This is a genomic window from Methylobacterium nonmethylotrophicum (assembly GCF_004745635.1).
Lineage (GTDB): Bacteria > Pseudomonadota > Alphaproteobacteria > Rhizobiales > Beijerinckiaceae > Methylobacterium > Methylobacterium nonmethylotrophicum.
On sequence record NZ_SRLB01000012.1, the window covers coordinates 111,491 to 128,167 of the forward strand.

Annotated in this window: 16 protein-coding genes; 8 read left to right on the forward strand and 8 right to left on the reverse strand. The window is 71.6% G+C overall.

The features are described 5' to 3' along the window. Nucleotides 1–537: 537 nt before the first annotated feature. Nucleotides 538–849 carry a hypothetical protein gene (locus tag EU555_RS17500; RefSeq protein WP_135416298.1) on the forward strand — a complete coding sequence of 104 codons (312 nt, stop codon included), beginning with the start codon at nucleotides 538–540 and terminating at the stop codon, nucleotides 847–849. On the opposite strand, the gene EU555_RS17505 is transcribed toward EU555_RS17500, so the two are convergent. Genes EU555_RS17505 through EU555_RS17515 form a run of 3 tightly spaced genes read right to left on the reverse strand, consistent with a single transcriptional unit; the run spans nucleotide 846 to nucleotide 3,932 of the window. Continuing rightward, nucleotides 846–2,714 (reverse strand): CHASE2 domain-containing protein, encoded by a 1,869-nt coding sequence (locus EU555_RS17505; protein ID WP_135416300.1) that lies wholly within the window; start codon nucleotides 2,712–2,714, stop codon nucleotides 846–848. The two genes, EU555_RS17500 and EU555_RS17505, sit on opposite strands and share 4 nt — an antisense overlap. A gap of 1 nt (nucleotide 2,715) precedes the next feature. After that, nucleotides 2,716–3,249, reverse strand: coding sequence for a FecR domain-containing protein (locus EU555_RS17510; protein WP_135416302.1), 534 nt, complete (start codon nucleotides 3,247–3,249; stop codon nucleotides 2,716–2,718). Further along, nucleotides 3,246–3,932: a Crp/Fnr family transcriptional regulator gene (locus tag EU555_RS17515; protein WP_135416304.1), complete on the reverse strand. Its 687-nt coding sequence runs from the start codon at nucleotides 3,930–3,932 to the stop codon at nucleotides 3,246–3,248. The genes EU555_RS17510 and EU555_RS17515 overlap by 4 nt, the downstream gene beginning before the upstream one ends. Before the next feature lie 250 nt (nucleotides 3,933–4,182). Between EU555_RS17515 and EU555_RS17520 the strand changes: the two genes are divergently transcribed. Together EU555_RS17520 and EU555_RS17525 are read left to right on the forward strand one after the other, a co-directional pair. Further along, complete coding sequence (locus EU555_RS17520) at nucleotides 4,183–4,617, forward strand: PE family protein (RefSeq protein WP_135416306.1); 435 nt, start codon at nucleotides 4,183–4,185, stop codon at nucleotides 4,615–4,617. A gap of 260 nt (nucleotides 4,618–4,877) precedes the next feature. Further along, nucleotides 4,878–5,276: a hypothetical protein gene (locus EU555_RS17525; RefSeq protein WP_135416308.1), complete on the forward strand. Its 399-nt coding sequence runs from the start codon at nucleotides 4,878–4,880 to the stop codon at nucleotides 5,274–5,276. A 316-nt stretch (nucleotides 5,277–5,592) separates the two neighbouring features. Here EU555_RS17525 and EU555_RS17530 read toward each other — a convergent pair whose 3' ends face one another. Both EU555_RS17530 and EU555_RS17535 read right to left on the reverse strand, forming a co-directional pair. Then, nucleotides 5,593–5,964, reverse strand: coding sequence for a VHL beta domain-containing protein (locus EU555_RS17530; RefSeq protein ID WP_135416310.1), 372 nt, complete (start codon nucleotides 5,962–5,964; stop codon nucleotides 5,593–5,595). A 177-nt stretch (nucleotides 5,965–6,141) separates the two neighbouring features. Then, nucleotides 6,142–6,945, reverse strand: coding sequence for an alpha/beta fold hydrolase (locus EU555_RS17535; RefSeq protein ID WP_135416312.1), 804 nt, complete (start codon nucleotides 6,943–6,945; stop codon nucleotides 6,142–6,144). A gap of 105 nt (nucleotides 6,946–7,050) precedes the next feature. Between EU555_RS17535 and EU555_RS17540 the strand changes: the two genes are divergently transcribed. The 5 genes from EU555_RS17540 to EU555_RS17560 all read left to right on the forward strand — a co-directional run bounded on the left by EU555_RS17540 (nucleotide 7,051) and on the right by EU555_RS17560 (nucleotide 12,857). Continuing rightward, nucleotides 7,051–7,683, forward strand: coding sequence for a GntR family transcriptional regulator (locus EU555_RS17540; protein ID WP_135416313.1), 633 nt, complete (start codon nucleotides 7,051–7,053; stop codon nucleotides 7,681–7,683). 20 nt (nucleotides 7,684–7,703) lie between these two features. Continuing rightward, the gene (locus EU555_RS17545) at nucleotides 7,704–9,224 is read left to right on the forward strand and encodes an aldehyde dehydrogenase (protein WP_167858582.1); all 1,521 of its coding nucleotides are present in this window, start codon (nucleotides 7,704–7,706) and stop codon (nucleotides 9,222–9,224) included. Nucleotides 9,225–9,310: 86 nt separating this feature from the next. Beyond that, nucleotides 9,311–10,699: an MFS transporter gene (locus EU555_RS17550; RefSeq protein WP_135416317.1), complete on the forward strand. Its 1,389-nt coding sequence runs from the start codon at nucleotides 9,311–9,313 to the stop codon at nucleotides 10,697–10,699. Between the two features lie 244 nt (nucleotides 10,700–10,943). Then, a complete protein-coding gene (locus EU555_RS17555) occupies nucleotides 10,944–12,233 on the forward strand; it encodes a PQQ-dependent sugar dehydrogenase (protein WP_245524345.1) in 1,290 nt (429 codons plus the stop codon). Nucleotides 12,234–12,290: 57 nt separating this feature from the next. Continuing rightward, the gene (locus EU555_RS17560) at nucleotides 12,291–12,857 is read left to right on the forward strand and encodes a c-type cytochrome (protein ID WP_135416318.1); all 567 of its coding nucleotides are present in this window, start codon (nucleotides 12,291–12,293) and stop codon (nucleotides 12,855–12,857) included. Between the two features lie 372 nt (nucleotides 12,858–13,229). Here EU555_RS17560 and lpdA read toward each other — a convergent pair whose 3' ends face one another. The 3 genes from lpdA to EU555_RS17580 all read right to left on the reverse strand — a co-directional run bounded on the left by lpdA (nucleotide 13,230) and on the right by EU555_RS17580 (nucleotide 16,677). Beyond that, nucleotides 13,230–14,669, reverse strand: a complete 1,440-nt coding sequence (gene lpdA, locus EU555_RS17565) for a dihydrolipoyl dehydrogenase (RefSeq protein WP_135416319.1) — start codon at nucleotides 14,667–14,669, stop codon at nucleotides 13,230–13,232. Next, nucleotides 14,670–15,065 (reverse strand): endonuclease domain-containing protein, encoded by a 396-nt coding sequence (locus EU555_RS17570; protein WP_135416320.1) that lies wholly within the window; start codon nucleotides 15,063–15,065, stop codon nucleotides 14,670–14,672. It lies immediately after the preceding gene. A 160-nt stretch (nucleotides 15,066–15,225) separates the two neighbouring features. Next, a complete protein-coding gene (locus EU555_RS17580; protein WP_135416321.1) occupies nucleotides 15,226–16,677 on the reverse strand; it encodes a pyruvate dehydrogenase complex dihydrolipoamide acetyltransferase in 1,452 nt (483 codons plus the stop codon).

Genomic DNA, 16,677 nt, shown 5'->3' on the forward strand with positions numbered 1-16,677 from the left:
CACGGCTGTCGTCGCAGCGCACCTGCGACGAGCCGCGGCCTTGAAGCTGCGGCGCAGCCGGTCTCCGGCGGCATGCGCCAACGGGGAACCACGCGCGGCCGAGGCAGTACGGCTCTTGATGCGGTCCCCACCCCATGTTCACGACACGCAAGCGGCGGGCGGGCTGCTCGATCGTGCCGCGGAGGGGGCCGGAACCCATCCGCATCGCCAAGTGCCACGGGCTCATGCAGGCCTGCCAGCGACACAAGGACAGGTCTCCGCAGTCAAGCAGGCTCTGCCCGACAGCGCGGCCCGTGGTCCCGAGCGAGTCCCGCCCTGATCGCCCGCACGGCTGCCGTCATTCGGTGTGATCTTCGGTGTGTGTGCGGCACGAGCCATGCGCGGCTTGCCGTCCAGGCGCGTGTGATCCACTTCACAGTTCTCCTGATCAGGTGGCGATACGCCTTGGTCATCGGCCGGCGAGAGAGCGGGCCGGCCAACCGGACGGCGTGGCGCGCGAAAGCACCGCCTCCTCAGACCCCGACAGGAGATCGTGCCATGCTCAAGAAGACCCTCACCATCGCCGTCGCCGCCCTCACCCTCTCGAGCGCCACCCTCGCTCCGACCTCGCAGGCCCAGGCCGGCGGCCTCGGCAAGGTCATCGCGATCGGCATCCTCGGCACGGCGGTCGGCGCCATCGCCGGGGCGGCCAGCGCCCGGGCTCAGGAGAACGCCGAGCGCTCCCGCGGCGGCGACGAGCCCGGCTTCCGCCAGGTCCGCAGCGACGAGGGCGGGTGCGGCTTCCGCAACAGCCCGGTCTTCGACGAGGACGGCAACCGCATCGGCTTCCGCCGCGTCCCCGCCTGCTAACCGTCGGCCACCTCCTCGCGCGCCCAGCGATACGCGACCGCGAGCGGCTGCGCGCGGCCGCGGATCGCCACGGTGCATCGGCCCTCGAAGGCGGCCTGCGCCGCGGCCGCTTCACCGGCGGCGGTCAGGAGGCTCTCGCTCGCCACCAGGGCAAAGCCGAGGGTCTTGCCGACCTCCATCAGGCGGCTGGTGAGGTTGACGCTGTCGCCGGTCGCCGCGATGTGCTGATGCTCCGCCGAGCCGAGCCGCGAGACGACGACCTCGCCGTGATGGATGCCGATGCGCACATCGCCTGCTCCGTCGAACGCGCCGGTGCCGGCGAGCCAGGCGCGGATGGCCGGGACGAGTTCGAGCGCGGCGCCGAGCGCCCGGCGGGCGTCGCCCGGGTCGGGCTCCGCCAGGCCGAACACGCACATCGCGCCGTCGCCCATGAAGCTGACGACGATCCCGCCATGGCGGCTCACATGCTCCTCGACGAGGGTGTGGAAGCCCTTGAGCAACCCTCGCGTCGCCTGTGGGCCGAGCCGCTCGCTGACCCCGGTGAACCCGGACAGGTCGAGGAACAGGATCGCCGCGGCCTGCGCCGAGGGTTCGGCCAGGAAGCCCGGGTCCTGCGCGATGCGCGCGGCAAGCCGCGGGGGGTGGAAGGCGCGCAGGGCCTGCTCGGCGGCGGCGACGCGCCGTGCATCGCTCCGGTCGAGGACGAGGCGCCCGCCGAGGCCGAAGGCGACCACCGGCGCCAGCGCGGCGAGCGGCAGGACGGCGTTGAGCCAGACCTGGCTCGCAAAGCCGAGCGTCGTGGCGGCCAGCCATCCGAGGACCGCCAGCACGATCAGCCCGGCCGCGAGACCGGACGGCGCGACCACGAGGAGCCCCGCAGCCAGCACGGCGAGGCCGACCGCGGCACCCGCATCGAGGCGCCGCACGGTCCGGTCCCGTACCAGGGCGTCGCCGGCGACGAGATGCGCCACGCCGGTCGCGAGCACCTCGACGCCGGGCAGCACCGGATCGTAGGGCGTGGCGAACGTGTCGGCGATGCCGAGGGCTGCGGCACCGATCAGGACGATGCGGTCGCGCAGCAGGGCGGCGACGCCCTCGTTGCGCAGGACCGCGGCGGCGCTGAGCGTCCGCACCGTCCCTTTCGGCCCGTAGAAGCGCAGGGGAAGGCTGAAGCCGAGATCGAGCCGGGATGACACCGGTCCCAGGGTCAGGCTGTCGGCGTCGAGCACAGGGTCCGCGGCCGCCGCGGCGGCCGCCACGCGCAGCGAGAAGGCGGGCAGGACACCGGACGCCTCGGCGATCAGCAGCGGCAGGTGGCGGGGCGTCCCGTTGCGGTCGCTCGACACGTTGACGAGGCCGAGGCCGGTTCCGGCGCGGAAGCGTTGGAGCGGCCGCAGCACGTGCTCCGCGACAGGAAGACCCGCCCCATCGTGGATCTGCGCGCCGTGCGACGGCGCGAACACGGCCGCACCGGCCAGAACGGCCCGCGCCCGGCCGAGGGCGGCCTCCAGGCTGGCATCCGCATCCTCCTGAGTCCGGTCGAGCAGGAGCATGTCGAGGCCGATCGCGCGCGCCTGCCGGTCCGCGATGCCGTGCACGAGCCGGGCGAGCGCGGCACGGGGCAGCGGATAGGCGCCGGCCTCACGGATCGCCGCCTCGTCGATGGCGACGATGACCACGGCGTCGGGTGCGGGCCGTGGTCCGATCGCGAGATGGCGCAGGTCGAGCAGCTGGAACTCGAGGCGGTCGAGCAGCGTCTCGCGCCCCTCCAGGTGCCAGGCGGCGAGCAGGCCGGACCAGAGCGTTGCGAGGACCAGGAGGAGGACGGCATGGACGACCCTCGTGATGGGCCACCGCGCCTTCATCTCAGCGGCCGAGGCGGCCGAGAAGCGCCGCCACGCGGGCCGCGCCCCAGCGGGTGACCGTGAGCGGATCGGTTCCTGGCCTGACGTCGACGCCGTCCCCCGCCCCGAGCACCACCGGACGGCCGCGAGGCCGGCTCACCGCGACGCGGCCCTGCTCGACGAAGACGGACGTCTGGTCGGCGGAGACATCGACGGCCCAGATCGTGCCCCTGACGGAGGCGACGGCGTGGGGGGTGAGGATCTGGAAGCGGCCCGCTCCAGGTGGCCGATCGACGAGAACCGCCTTCGCGTCGAGCGTGACCGCATCGGGTCGGCCGTCGCGGTTGCGGTCGATCACCGTCAGGGCTGCCCCGGTCTCGGCCGCGATCGTCAGCCCGTCACCGCAGGTCAGGACCTGCCGCGGCGGAGGCGGATCGGTGCGCGGCGCCAGGGTGCACCCGGCTCCTTGCGCGGCCGCCGGCCCGGTCAGGCTGCCGACCAGGCCTGGCGCCAGCGCCAGGCCGATCCGCATGCCGCGCAGCCACCTCACGCTCATTCCGCGTCTCCTCCCGTTCCGGCGATGGCATCGAGCGCCGCCCGGTCGAGCAGGCGGACGCGGCTGCGACCCAGGGCGACCAGGCCGTCGCGTTTCCAGGCCTGGAGCTGCCGGTTGATCGTCTCGCGGCTCGTGTTGGCGAAGACCGCCAGCTCCTCCTGCGTGATCTGGATGTCGTCGCCGTAATCGTCGGCCAGGGCGACGAGCCGGCGGCCGAGACGGGCCGGCACCGGCAGGAAGGTCGTCTCCTCCATGCGTTCGCTCATCCAGCGCACGCGCTTGCACAGGAGTTCGATGATCGCGATGGCGATGGAGGGTTGCTGCGTGAGAAGGCCGAGCATGTCGCGGCGCCGGATCACGAACAGCTCGGTCGGTTCGCTTGCGATGGCGTCGGCGGTGCGCGGGCAGCCATCGAAGAGGGCGACCTCGCCGAAGACGTCCCCGGGTCCGAGCATGTTGAGTGTGAGCTGGCGTCCCTCGGCGGTGCCGGTCGCGATCCTGATGGCGCCGCGGCGCACGGCGTAGAGCGCGTCGGCCGGGTCGTTCTTCTGAAACAGCACCTCCCGCGCAGCGAGGCTGCGCGTCACGCACAGGCGTGCGACCGCCTGGAGGGCGCTCTCGCCGAGGGAGGCGAAGAACGGGTTTGCCGAGAGGAAGCGGGCCAGCTGCTGGGGATCGGACAAGTCGGATCTCGACACGTTTCGAGCGTCGGCGAGGACCGAGGTTCGCGGCGGAGACTGCACCCGTACTGTAGATCACCCGCGTGGGCGAACGCCACGCTTTCGTATCCGAGCTTGTGTGATCCGCCTCACGGAAGAGGTCCCGGGTGGCCGGTATCCCTTGGTCATCGGCCGGCGAGAGAGCGAGCCGGCCACCAGACGGCGGGACGCTCGGACAAGCACCGCCTTCCTCACCCAGACAGGAGATCGTGCCATGCTCAAGAAGACCCTCGTCGCAATCGTGGCGGCCGTCGCCCTGACGGCGGCCGCGCCCCAGGCCTTCGCGCAGGGCATCGCCGGCGGCGGCGGAATGGGCGGCGGAGGCCATTACGGCGGCTATGGCGGCCAGGGCGGCGGCGGCGGCGACGCCTGGAAGGGCGGGCGCGGCGGCAAGGGCGGCAAGGGCGGCAGCGGCTACTACGGCGGCGCCGGCGGCGGCGGCGGTGGTGGCGGCTCGGGTGCCTATGGCGGCCAGGGCGGCGGCGGCGGCAAGGGCGGCATGGGCGCGTATGGCGGCCAGGGCGGCCAGGGTGGGGGTGGCGGCTCGGCCGCGGGCTACGGCAGCAAGGGCGGCAAGGGCGGGGCCGGCGGCAACGGCAGCTACGGCGGCGTCGGCGGCGCCGGCGGCCAGGGCGGCAACGTCTACTGAGGCCCCGAGCCCCTTTCGCCACGAGGGCCGCAGCCCTGCGGAAGGCTTGCCGCCCGGATCCTCGCGGTCCGGGCGGCGCAGGACCGGCGACCGAGACACCGGACGTGAGGCAGATCCCATGAGGACCGTCTCCATGCTGCTTGCCGCGACTGGTGCCGCGCTCGCCGGCACCGTCGCCGTCGCCGGCCCCTGGTCCGCGGGGGAACTCTCCGGATCCGGCGACGACGCCGGCCTCCCGGGCGCGCCCGGCGGCCGGGCCGGTGCGCCCGGCCGGGTCGGCGGCGGGAGCGGCGGAGCCCGAGGGCCTGCGCGGCGACTGCATCGCCCTGCTCGACGGCGGGCGCCCGGATGCCGCAACCTTCCGCCCCACCCGATGCATCGCCCTGTTCGCGGCTGCGGTCCGGCCGGAGCGGTCCCGCGACGACGACGAGGAAGCGGCGCCGACCCGCACGATCGCCCGCGCCTGCGCGAGGCTGCTGCGAAACCCGGGCGCGACGCCTCGGCCGGCGGATCCGGAGGCGTGCATGTCCTACGTGGCGGCCCTCGACTCGGGCAGCCCGCGCCGCGAATCGGCCGGATCGGGTGGCCGGGCCCCCGATGGGCCGAGCATCGCCGGCGGCGTCGGCGGGGCCGGCGGCCCGGGCAGCTCGGTGCGCTGAGCGCCGCGAACCGAGAACGGGCGAGCGCCCGGCGCCGCATCAGCCTGCCTTGACCCGAGCGTCGTTCCGCCGGCCGCCAACGGCCAGTGCCGAAGCGGTCACCGGTTCGGCGGCGAACCGAAGGACCGCGCCAGCGACAATGATGCAAAACCAAGAGCCTCAGCAGAATTGCGCCATGCCGTTCTGCTTGGCTGCCTGCGCGGCGCGCGCGTTCCTTGCCTCCGGGCCTGGAGACCACGACAGGCTCATGGGCCTGCGCGACGTCGGCAGATACCTCCTGGCAAAGCCAGGGATTGTCTCATTCGATGATTGAGTGTCACTCGCCCCGACCGCGGGCATCCTCAGCTATGATCCGCACGACAGAACCGGCCGGCTTTGGCATGACGATCTGAATGCAATCTCCCGGACCGTTCGTAATCATCCATGGATGCGTCAGGAATGTGTTGATCGTCTTGCTTTCACCGGAATTAAGACCTCCATAGCTTTTTGTCTTTCCGTTAAAGTCGATCCAATAGATCGCTCGATAAGACCTCGATTGATTAACGAATTTAATTTTTGTTGACCTATCTGAATTAATCGAACGGAAGCCGTCGCTGTCGCAGCGGGCGTGAGCCGCCACGCCGTTGAGACCGAAGATCGTACCGAGGACGAGCGCACAAGCAGGCGCACGGCGAATGTGTCTGTCCATGTCCGCCTCCAAGGCGGTCGCTCTCCGAAGCCGCGAGGTGATCGACCACGTCCTCAAGCTTCAGAATGCCAGCCTGGGGCTTCCGGTGAAAGCGAAGACATCGCCGGTGGTCACCCCCGTCGACGACCGGGCCGGCGCGCCGGGGATCCGGCGCGCCACGCGCCCAGGGCGCGGTCGTCAGGCCGCCCGGATCCCCGCCGCGCCGGTTTCGGACAGGAACGGCATCACCGTCGCCAGGAAGAGCGCGGGGTCCTGCAGCTGCGGGACGTGCGCGCAGCCCGGCAGGAGCGCCAGCCGCGCGTCCGGCAGCCCCGCGGCGAGCGCGCGCGACATCGCGGGCGGTGTCGCCTCGTCCTCCTCGCCGACCACCACCAGGGTGGGCACGGTCACGCCCGCCAGGTCCGGCCGCAAGTCGAGGCCTGCGAGGGCCTCGCAGGCGGCGCGGAACACCGCCGGGTCCGTGCGCAGGAAGGCGGCGCGCCGGTCCGCCATCAGGGCCTCGTTCGCAGCCTGGAAGGTGGGCGCGAACAGGCGGCGCATCGCCGTGTCGGTGACCGCGGCGAGCTCCTTCTCGGCCGCGACGGCCGCCATCGTCCGGAAGGCCTGGCGACCCGGTTCGGAGAAGCAGGCGCCGCAATCGGCGAGCACCAGGCGTTCCGCGAGGTCCGGGTGCCGGATCGCCATCTGCAGGGCGACGAAGCCGCCGTAGCCGTTGCCGAGCACGACCGGCCTGTCCTGACCGCCGAGGTCGCGCAGGGCCTCGGCCATGCGGTCGGCCACAGGCTCAAGGCCGCCGGGCACCGGTTCCGATCCGCCGAAGCCCGGCAGGTCGGGAACGACGACCCGGAACCGGGCGGCGAGCGGCTCGCGCACGCGCTCGAAGCTCGCCCGATCCGACAGGAGGGAGTGGAACAGGACGAGGGGCCGTCCGCCCCCGAAAACCTCCGCCGAGACCCTGCCGCCCGCCAACGTCATCCGCATCGCCCGTCCTCCCGTAACCGCGCCAGCTCGTCCAACACGGCTCAAAACCGGTTGACGTGATATTTCACGAATGCGATGCTGAGGCAACGTGAACAGGTCACAGACGTGCTGCTCCGCGACAACATCTACGAGGCCATCCGGGCCGAGATCCTGGCCTGCCGCATGCCGCCGGGCGCGGAGGTGCGAGAGCAGGAGCTGGCGGAGCGCTACGAGGTCAGCCGGCAGCCCGTCCGCGAGGCGCTGCTCCGCCTGGAGCGGGAGCGGCTCGTCACCGTTCACCCTCGCCAGGGATATCAGGTCAATCCGATTTCGATCGCCGATGCCCGCGATCTGCTGCAGTTCCGCCTCGTGGTCGAGCCGGCCTGCGCGGGGGAGGCGGCCGAGCGCGCGCCCGCCGGCGCGCTGGCGGGCCTCGACGCCTTCCGGGACCTGCCGGAGGACGGCGACTTCATCGTCTACAACCGGGCGTTCCACACCGCGCTGGCCGAGGCGTCCGGCAACCGGCGCATGGCGGCGGTGACCCGCGACCTGATCGAGCAGGCCGACCGGCTCGTGCGGGTGAGCCTCGCCACCATCAAGGGCCGCGATCCGGCGCGGCTCGTCGCCGAGCATGCCGGCATCATCGACGCCGTGCAGCGGCGCGACGCGCGCGCGGCGCGGCGGCTGGTGCGCGACCACGTCGCCCGGGCGGAGCGGCGCATCATCCCGGCGCTCGAGCGGAGCGCCGTCATCCTCTGAGGGAGAGACGCATCTTGAACATGGTGCCGAGACCCGACCTCGCCGTCGAGACGCGGGGCAATTTCGTCGATGGCCGCGAGATCGAGGCCGGCGACGGGACGCTGATCGACGTGCGCAATCCCGCCACCGGGGCCGTCATCGCCCGGATCCCGAACTCGACGCAAGGAGACGTCGACCGGGCGATGCAGAGCGCCCGCGCGGCCTTCGCGTCGCGCGAGTGGGGCGGCATGGACGTCCGCGCCCGCGCCAGGCTGGTGAACAGCCTCGCCGACGCCTTCGAGGCCAATCTCGACACCCTCTACCGGCTGGAGACGCTCAACAACGGCCGTCCGGTGAACGAGACGCGGGCGCAACTGGCGCGGCTGCCCGACTTCTTCCGCTACTTCGCCGGGCTCGCCCTGTCGCGCCGCGACGCGGTGATCCCGGTCGAGGGCAGCTACCTCAACTACACCCGGCGCACGCCGATCGGCGTGGTGGCGAACTGCACGCCCTTCAACCACCCGCTGATGATCCTGTGCAAGTCGCTCGCGGCCGTGCTGGCGACAGGCTGCACCACGGTCGTCAAACCGTCCGAATACACCCCGCTCACGACGCTGAAGCTCGCCGAGATCTTCACGCAGGCCGGCCTGCCCAAGGGCGTGTTCAACATCGTGCTCGGCCTCGGCCCGACGACCGGCCGCGCGCTGGCCGAACACCCCGACATCGACAAGCTCGTCCTGACCGGCGGCACCGAGGCGGGCCGGATCGCCGGCAGCGCCGCCGCCCGGGTCTTCGCCCACCAGACCATGGAGCTCGGCGGCAAGACGCCCGTCATGGTCTTCGACGACTTCGATCTCGAGCAGGCGGTCAACTACGCGGCCTTCGGGGCGTTCATCGGCGCCGGGCAGACCTGCGTCTGCGCCAGCCGGCATCTCGTCCAGGAGACGATCTACGACGCGTTCGTGGAGAAGCTCGCCGCCAAGGCGAAGAGCATCCGCATCGGGGATCCCTTCGATCCGGCGACGCAGCTCGGGCCGGTGATCTCGGCCAGGCAGCGCGACCGGGTGCTCGCCTACGCGGCCTGCGGCCGCGACGAGGGTGCCCGGGCCGTCGCGGGCGGCCGTGCGGCGCTCGTGCCGGGCGGCGAGGAGGGCTACTTCGTCGAGCCGACGGTGTTCGCGGACGTCCGTTCGACGATGCGGATCTTCCAGGAGGAGGTCTTCGGCCCGTTCACCAGCGTGACCCCGTTCCGGGACGAGGCCGACGCGCTGCGGCTCGCCAACGATTCACCCTTCGGCCTCGCCGCGGCTTTGCGCACCCGCGACATCGCCCGCGCCCACCGGGTCGCCGCCGCCGTCAAGGCCGGAATCGTCTGGATCAACGACCACCACCGCCTCGACCCGGCCTCGCCGTGGGGCGGCGTCGACGACAGCGGGCTCGGCCGCGAGTGCGGCAGCGAGAGCTTCGACGACCACTTCAACGTGAAGAGCATCATGGTCGCGACCCACGACGCGGCGTTCGACTGGTATCGCGACACGGCGGGACAGCGCCGCCTGAACTGAACCGAGGACCCGCCCGGAGGGACGCCAACACCCCGCATCAGACGGGGATCCCTCCGCGCCACGGCACGTCACGCGGAGGAAACGCCATGACATCCATCGTCAATGCGGGAGGCCGGCTCGACCGGCTGCCGATCGGCCCGTTCCACTACCGGATCATGTGGCTGATCGGAATCGGGATGTTCTTCGACGGTTTCGACATCTACATCGCCGGGACGGTGCTCGGCGCGACCTTGAAGAGCGGCTTCTCGATCTTGCCGGAGAACGCGCTCTTCGTCTCGTCGACCTTCGTCGGCATGATGGTCGGCTCGTTCCTGACCGGCTTCCTCGGCGACCGCTACGGCCGGCGCTTCACCTACCAGGCGAACCTGCTGATCTTCGGCCTCGCCGCCATCGCGGCGGCGTTCGCGCCGACCATGACCGTGCTGATCGCGCTGCGCTTCGTCATGGGCGTCGGACTGGGAGCCGAGAACGTCGTCGGCTACTCGACCATGACGGAATTCGTGCCGGCGCGCTCGCGGGGGCGGTGGCTCGGGCTGATGGCGGTCTTCGTGGTGACCGGGCTGCCGGTCGCCTCGCTCGTCGGCTACGTGGTGATCCCGCTGTTCGGCTGGCGGGCCATGTTCGTCCTCGGCGGGATCGGCGCCCTGGGCGTCTGGCATCTCCGCAAGGGCCTGCCGGAATCGCCCCGCTGGCTCGAGGCCGTGGGGCGGACCGAGGAGGCCGAAGCGCTCCTGCGCGAGATCGAGCGGGACGCAGCCCGCGGCGGAACCCTGCCGCCCCCGGCGCCGGTCGGCCCGGCCCTGCCCAAGGTCGCCTTCGCGACGCTGTTCCGGGCGCCGCTCCTTGGGCGCGTGATCGTCGGGTGCCTGTGCCTGATCGTCATCAACACCCTGCTCTACGGCTTCGTGACCTGGCTCCCGACCTTCTTCATCAAGCAGGGCCTGAGCGTCGCGACGTCGTTCGGCTACTCGCTGCTGATGGGGCTCGGCGCCCCGGTCGGCAGCGCGATCGGCGCGTTCACCGCCGACCGCTGGGGCCGGAAGCCGACCATCGCCGGCGCCTCGGCGACCGCCATCCTGTTCGGGATCCTCTACCCGCTCACGAGGGACCCCGTGCTCCTGCCGCTGGCCGGCTTCTGCCTCACGGTGCCGATCTACGTCCTCGTCGCCCTGCTGTTCGGGATCTACATTCCCGAACTCTTCCCGACCGAGGTGCGCCTGCGCGCCTCGGGGCTGTGCAACACCTTCGGGCGCGGAGCGACGATCGTCACGCCGTTCATCGTCGTCTCCCTCTTCCAGAATTACGGGATCAGCGGCGTGATGATGCTGATGATCGGCCTTCTCGCCCTGCAGATCGTCGCCGTGCTCACGCTCGGCGTCGAACCGCGCCAGCAGAGCCTGGAGGAGATGAAGCCGCGCGACGTCGGCGGACCGCTCGATGAGCCGGCCCGCACGATCCGGCGCGGTCTTGCCTGAGCAGACCTGCGTGGCGCGCCTCTGCTCAGCCCCTCGTTCTGCAGGGCGGCGCAGGCAGCGCGTGCCGCGGCGGGCCCGGCTCCGGTTCAGGCCGTCCCCGCGTCAGCGGGGGGCGTGGCGCGTCCGCCACGCCTCCCGCTGACAGCGCGCTTCCGCGCGACAACCTCGAGCAAGCCGCGTCTCAGCGGTGCCGCAAGACTTGGGAGGAGAAGGATTTGGCATGAGAAACGATCCGGGAGGAGAGATGTCGGCCCATCGATCGCGCCGTCGGCGCGCCGTGCTCGCGGGCTCCGTGCTCATCGTCGCCGCGCTGCAGGGCGCGTCCGCGCAGCAGCAGCCGACCGGGGCGCCGACGCCCGGGAGCGCGCCCGCCGCGCCCGCCGCGACCGTGGGGCCCGCCGCGACGCAGGATCGCGGCTCGGCCCTCTACGGGCGCCCGGACTCGGGCGAGGCCGCGAAGCTCGCGCCCGTCGCGGGTCCGCCGCTGCCGACCCCGGCGGCGAAGCTGCCCACCGATCGCCTCAAGGTGCCGCCCGGCTTCAAGGTCGAGGTCTACGCGAGCGGCGTTGCGAATGCGCGCTCCCTCCGGCAGGGCGACCAGGGCACCGTCTTCGCCGGCACGCGCCTGCTCGACCGCGTCTACGCGATCCGCGAGCGGGACGGGAACCGGGAGGTGAAGGTCATCGCCTCCAAGCTGCACCGGCCGAACGGCCTCGCCTTCCACAAGGGCGCGCTCTACGTGGCCGAGCTGTCGAAGATCTGGCGCTTCGACGACATCGAGGCCCGTCTCGACGATCCGCCGAAGCCGGTCCTGGTCTATGACGACCTGCCGAAGGACGAGGCGCATGGCTGGAAGTTCATCGCCATCGGTCCCGACGACAAGCTCTACGTGCCGGTCGGCTCGCCCGGCAACATCCTCGTGCCGCCCGACACCTACGCGCAGATCCGCCGCATGAACCTCGACGGCAGCGGGGCCGAGGTCGTGGCGCGCGGCGTGCGCAACACGGTCGGCTTCGACTGGAACCCGGCGACCAAGCAGCTCTGGTTCACCGACAACGGCCGGGACTGGGTCTCCGAGGACATTCCCGAGGATGAGCTCAACGTGCTGACCGAGCCCGGCAAGCAGCATTTCGGCTTCCCGTTCTGCCATCAGGGCACCTTCACGGATCCCGAATACGGCTGGGGCCGGTCCTGCTCCGAGTTCACGCCGCCCGCCGCGCGGCTCGGTGCCCATACGGCCTCGCTCGGGATGCGCTTCTACACCGGCACGCAGTTCCCGGAGAGCTACCGCAACGCGATCTTCATCGCCCGGCACGGGTCGTGGAACCGCACGAAGAAGCTCGGCGGGGACGTCGTGGCGGTGAAGCTCGGACCGGACGGCAAGGTCGCGTCGGTCGAACCGTTCCTGACCGGCTTCATCGAGGACAACCGCTACCTCGGGCGGCCCGTCGACGTGCTGGTCGCGAAGGACGGGTCGCTGCTGGTCTCGGACGACTTCAACGGGGCGATCTACCGGATCAGCCACCAGCCGTAACCCCGGGACCGGCGCCGCGTCACCCGTGCGCCGGTCCTGACGACCCGGGATGGGACGATGCGACGATTTCCGTTCGGCCTGATGGTGCTGGCGGGCCTCGCTGGCCCGGCACGCGCTGGCCCCTTGGGAGAGCGCCTGGAGCCCTGCCTTGGCTGCCACGGCGAGGGCGGGCGCTCCGAGACGCCGGGCGTGCCCTCGCTCGGCGGCCAGCCGGCCGATTACCTCGTCACGCAGCTCTACCAGTTCCGCGAGGACCAGCGAACGGCGCCCCCGATGAACGCGATGGCGAAGGACCTGTCGGACGACGACCTGCGGGCCTTCGCCGAGGCGCTCTCGGCCCTGCCTGCGCCGTCACCGCGGGGCGATGCGCTCGATCCCGGGCTCGTCGCGCGGGCGCGCGCCCTCGTCGGCCGGCATCAGTGCAATTCCTGCCACGGGGCGGATCTGGCGGGGCGCGATGCGATCCCGCGCCTGCGCGGCCAGCGCGAGGAGTATCTCGCGGCGGCCTTGACCGGCTACCGGACCAATGCGCGGCCGGGCTACGATCCGGCGATGAACGAGGTCGCCCAGGGCCTGAACGAGGCGGACATCGCGGATCTGGCGGCCTTCCTGTCGCACCAGTGAGCCCGGGAAGGGCCCCCGTGTCTGGAGCGCGGGTCGACGCCGACCGGGGCGAGATCGCGTTCGGGAACGGCGACGGCACCACGGTCGAGGCGCGCCGACGACGACCGTCCCGATGATCCCGGGCGGTGATCGAGATCGAGACGGGGATGTCAGATCCGGCTGCGACGGAGGTCGGAGCGGCGCGGCCGTTCGAGGGATCAGGGCGAAGGCGCCGACGCCCGAGGCCACACGGTCGACGCGTTTCGGCTGCGCCGACGGAGACCGCGGGCACGCTTCAGGCCCGTCCCGGGGCTCGACCGCACGGTCGAGCCCCGGCCAGCATCAACCGCCTCACGGCCTGTTCCGCCGGAGCTTTCAGGTCTCTGTCCGGCCCTAGGTGTGGATCACCCGCCCATAGGCGTCGAGCACGCTCTCGTGCATCATCTCCGACAGGGTCGGGTGCGGGAAGACCGTGTGCATCAGCTCTTCCTCGGTGGTCTCGAGAGTCATCGCCACGACGTAGCCCTGGATCAGCTCGGTCACCTCGGCCCCGACCATGTGGGCGCCGAGGAGCTGGCCGGTCCTGCGGTCGAAGACCGTCTTCACGAGCCCGTCGGGCTCGCCGAGCGCGATCGCCTTGCCGTTGCCCGCGAAGGGGAAGCGGCCGACCCGCACGTCGAAGCCCTGCTCCTTGGCCTTCGCCTCGGTGAGGCCGACCGAGGCCACCTGCGGCTGGCAATAGGTGCAGCCCGGGATCTTGCCCTTGTCCATCGGGTGGGTGTGCAGGCCCTTGATCGTCTCGACGCAGATCACCCCCTCGTGCTCGGCCTTGTGGGCGAGCATCGGCGGGCCGGCGACGTCGCCGATGGCGTAGATCCCCGGCACGCTGGTGCGCCCGAGCCCGTCGGTGGCGACGATGCCGCGCTCGATGGTGACGCCGAGCTTTTCCAGGCCGAGATTCTCGATGTTGCCGACGACGCCGACCGCCGAGATCAGCTTCTCCGCCGTGATCTCCTGCGTCTTGCCGCCTTCGGTCTCGACGGTGGCCGTCACCGCGTCCTGGCCCTTGGCGACCCTGGTCACCTTGGCGCCGGTGAGGATCCGGATGCCCTGCTTCTCGAAGCGCTTGCGGGCATGCGCGGCGATCTCGGGGTCCTCCACCGGCAGGATCTGCGGCAGGAGCTCCACCACCGTCACCTCGGCCCCCATGGTGCGGTAGAACGAGGCGAACTCGATGCCGATCGCGCCCGAGCCCATCACCAGCAGGCTCCTGGGCATTTTGTCCGGGACCATGGCCTCGTAGTAGGTCCAGATCTGCTTCCTATCGGGCTCGATGCCCGGGATTGCCCGCGGGCGGGCGCCGGTCGCCACGACGATGTGCTTGGCCCCGTAGGTGCCGGCCCCCTTGGCCCCCTTCGGCGCCTCGGCACGCTTCGTCTCCCGGACCGTGACCCGGCCGGCCTCGTTGCCTTTGGGCGCCGCCTCGATCGCGGCCTCGCCCCAGATCACGTCGACCTTGTTCTTCTTGAGCAGCATGCCGACGCCGCCGTTGAGCCGGCCGGAGACGCCGCGGGAGCGCTTGACGATGGCGCCTACGTCGAACCGGACATTGTCCGCCGAGAGGCCGTAATCCTTGGCATGCTGCATGTACTGGTAGATCTCGGCCGAGCGCAGCAGCGCCTTGGTGGGGATGCAGCCCCAGTTGAGGCAGATTCCGCCCAAGTGCTCGCGGTCCACCACCGCCGTCTTGAAGCCGAGCTGCGCGGCCCGGATCGCCGCCACGTAGCCGCCGGGGCCGGCGCCGATGATGAGGACGTCGTAGGTGTCGGACATTCAGGTCTCCGGGGAGGGCGGGGCGGCGAGGGCCGCGATGATCGTGTCGAGCGTGCCGTCGATCGCGTGCATCACGTCGGTGTTGGAGAAGCGCAGGATACGGAAGCCTCGCGCTTCGAGAGCGGCAGTTCGCGACGCGTCGTAAGCTTGCTGATCGGGAAAGCCGTGCTGGCCGCCATCGACCTCGATGATCAATCGTGCGCCGAGGCAGCAGAAATCGGCGACGTAGGGGCCGAGCGCGACCTGCCGGCGGAAATGCGAGCCCTCGACTGGCAGCCGGCGGCGCAGGTGCCACCACAGGCGCTTCTCCGCCGGGGTAAGGGCGTGCCGCATGACCTTGGCGTGCGCCCTGGCTCGCGGTGATGCCGACTGCTCGGGCGATCCATTCCAGGGCATCCGCGATCCCTTCCGTCGACCGGCACGAAAGCAGGGCACCTTCCCCTCCCCCTTGTGGGGAGGGGTCAGGGGTGGGGGTGGTGCCGAACGAAGCTCGCGCTCTACGCGGCACCACCCCCACCCCTAGCCCTCCCCACAAGGGGGAGGGGAAGAGCCATACTTACACCAGCATGCCCATCGGGCTCTCGATCAGGCCCTTGAAGGCCGCGAGCAGCTCGGCGCCGAGGGCCCCGTCGACCACCCGGTGGTCGCAGGAGAGGGTCACCGTCATCGCCTGGACCACCGCGGGGGCGCCGTTCTTCGCCACCACCCGGGCCTCGCCGGCGCCGACCGCCAGGATGGTGCCGTGGGGCGGGTTGATGACGGCGCCGAACGACTTGATGCCGAACATGCCGAGATTCGACACCGCCGTGGTGCCGCCCTGGTATTCCTCGGGCTTGAGCTTCTTCGTCCGGGCGCGGGCGGCCAGATCCTTCATCTCGGCCGAGATGGTCGAGAGGGTCTTCTGCTCCGCCTTGCGGATCACCGGGGTGAACAGCCCGCCCTCGATCGCCACCGCGACGCCGACATCCGAGTGGCGGAAGCGCAGGATCCGGTCCTCGGCCCAGACGGCATTCGCCGCCGGGACCCGCTGCAGGGCGAGCGCCAGCGCCTTGATGACGAAGTCGTTGACCGAGAGCTTGAAGGCCGGCTTGCCGTCCTTGCCCTTCGTGGCCCCCGCATTGACCTGCTCGCGAAGGCTGAGCAGCGCGTCGAGCTCGACGTCGAGGGAGAGGTAGAAGTGCGGGACGGTCTGCTTCGACTCGACCAGGCGCTTGGCGATGGTCTTGCGCATGCCGTCGAGGGGCACCTCCTCGTAGGAGCCCGGCTCGAACATCCCCATCACCTGCTTGGCCGAGAGGCCGGGCGGCAGGGCGGCGCCGGCCGCGGGAGCGGGCTTCGCGGGCGAGGCCGTGTCGAGGGTGGCGCCAGACGCGTGGGCGGCCTTGGCGGGCTGGGCCGCCGGCCTGGCCGCGCCGCCCTCCAGCGCCGCGCGCACGTCGCGCTCGATGATGCGCCCGTGCGGGCCCGAGCCGGTCACGGCCGCGAGGTCGAGGCCTTCCTGCTTGGCGATGCGGCGGGCGAGGGGCGAGGCGAACAGGCGCCCGCCGGATGAGTGCGGAGCAGCGCCGTTCGGCTGGCCGGCCGCAGGCCGGGCGCCCTCCGGCGCGGTGTCGACCCGCTCGTACGACATCGTGCCGCCGCCGGGCGTCTCGTTGCCGGCGGGCGCCTGGGGTTTTCCACCCTCAGCCTTGCCACCCTCGGGCTTCGCGGGCGCCTCGGCCTTCGCTTGCCCGTTGCCGCCGGCCTGCACGCTCTTCGGGTCCTCGCCCTCCTCGGCGATGAGGGCGATCAGGTCGTTGACCGGCACGTCGGCGGTGCCCTCCGGCACCACGATCTTGGCGAGCACGCCCTCGTCGACCGCCTCGACCTCCATGGTCGCCTTGTCGGTCTCGATCTCGGCGAGCACGTCGCCCGACTTGATCGCGTCGCCCTCCTTCTTGAGCCACTTGGCGAGGTTGCCCTTCTCCATGGTGGGCGAGAGAGCGGGCATCAGGACGTTGATCGGCAT

Bases quoted from the DNA above. Each gene is read 5' to 3' on its own strand.
- EU555_RS17500 (WP_135416298.1), top strand. From the start codon at position 538: ATGCTCAAGAAGACCCTCACCATCGCCGTCGCCGCCCTCACCCTCTCG.
- EU555_RS17505 (WP_135416300.1), bottom strand. From the start codon at position 2,714: ATGAAGGCGCGGTGGCCCATCACGAGGGTCGTCCATGCCGTCCTCCTC.
- EU555_RS17510 (WP_135416302.1), bottom strand. From the start codon at position 3,249: ATGAGCGTGAGGTGGCTGCGCGGCATGCGGATCGGCCTGGCGCTGGCG.
- EU555_RS17520 (WP_135416306.1), top strand. From the start codon at position 4,183: ATGCTCAAGAAGACCCTCGTCGCAATCGTGGCGGCCGTCGCCCTGACG.
- EU555_RS17530 (WP_135416310.1), bottom strand. From the start codon at position 5,964: ATGGACAGACACATTCGCCGTGCGCCTGCTTGTGCGCTCGTCCTCGGT.
- EU555_RS17535 (WP_135416312.1), bottom strand. From the start codon at position 6,945: ATGCGGATGACGTTGGCGGGCGGCAGGGTCTCGGCGGAGGTTTTCGGG.
- EU555_RS17545 (WP_167858582.1), top strand. From the start codon at position 7,704: ATGGTGCCGAGACCCGACCTCGCCGTCGAGACGCGGGGCAATTTCGTC.
- EU555_RS17550 (WP_135416317.1), top strand. From the start codon at position 9,311: ATGACATCCATCGTCAATGCGGGAGGCCGGCTCGACCGGCTGCCGATC.
- EU555_RS17555 (WP_245524345.1), top strand. From the start codon at position 10,944: ATGTCGGCCCATCGATCGCGCCGTCGGCGCGCCGTGCTCGCGGGCTCC.
- EU555_RS17560 (WP_135416318.1), top strand. From the start codon at position 12,291: ATGCGACGATTTCCGTTCGGCCTGATGGTGCTGGCGGGCCTCGCTGGC.
- lpdA (WP_135416319.1), bottom strand. From the start codon at position 14,669: ATGTCCGACACCTACGACGTCCTCATCATCGGCGCCGGCCCCGGCGGC.
- EU555_RS17570 (WP_135416320.1), bottom strand. From the start codon at position 15,065: ATGCCCTGGAATGGATCGCCCGAGCAGTCGGCATCACCGCGAGCCAGG.
- EU555_RS17580 (WP_135416321.1), bottom strand. From the start codon at position 16,677: ATGCCGATCAACGTCCTGATGCCCGCTCTCTCGCCCACCATGGAGAAG.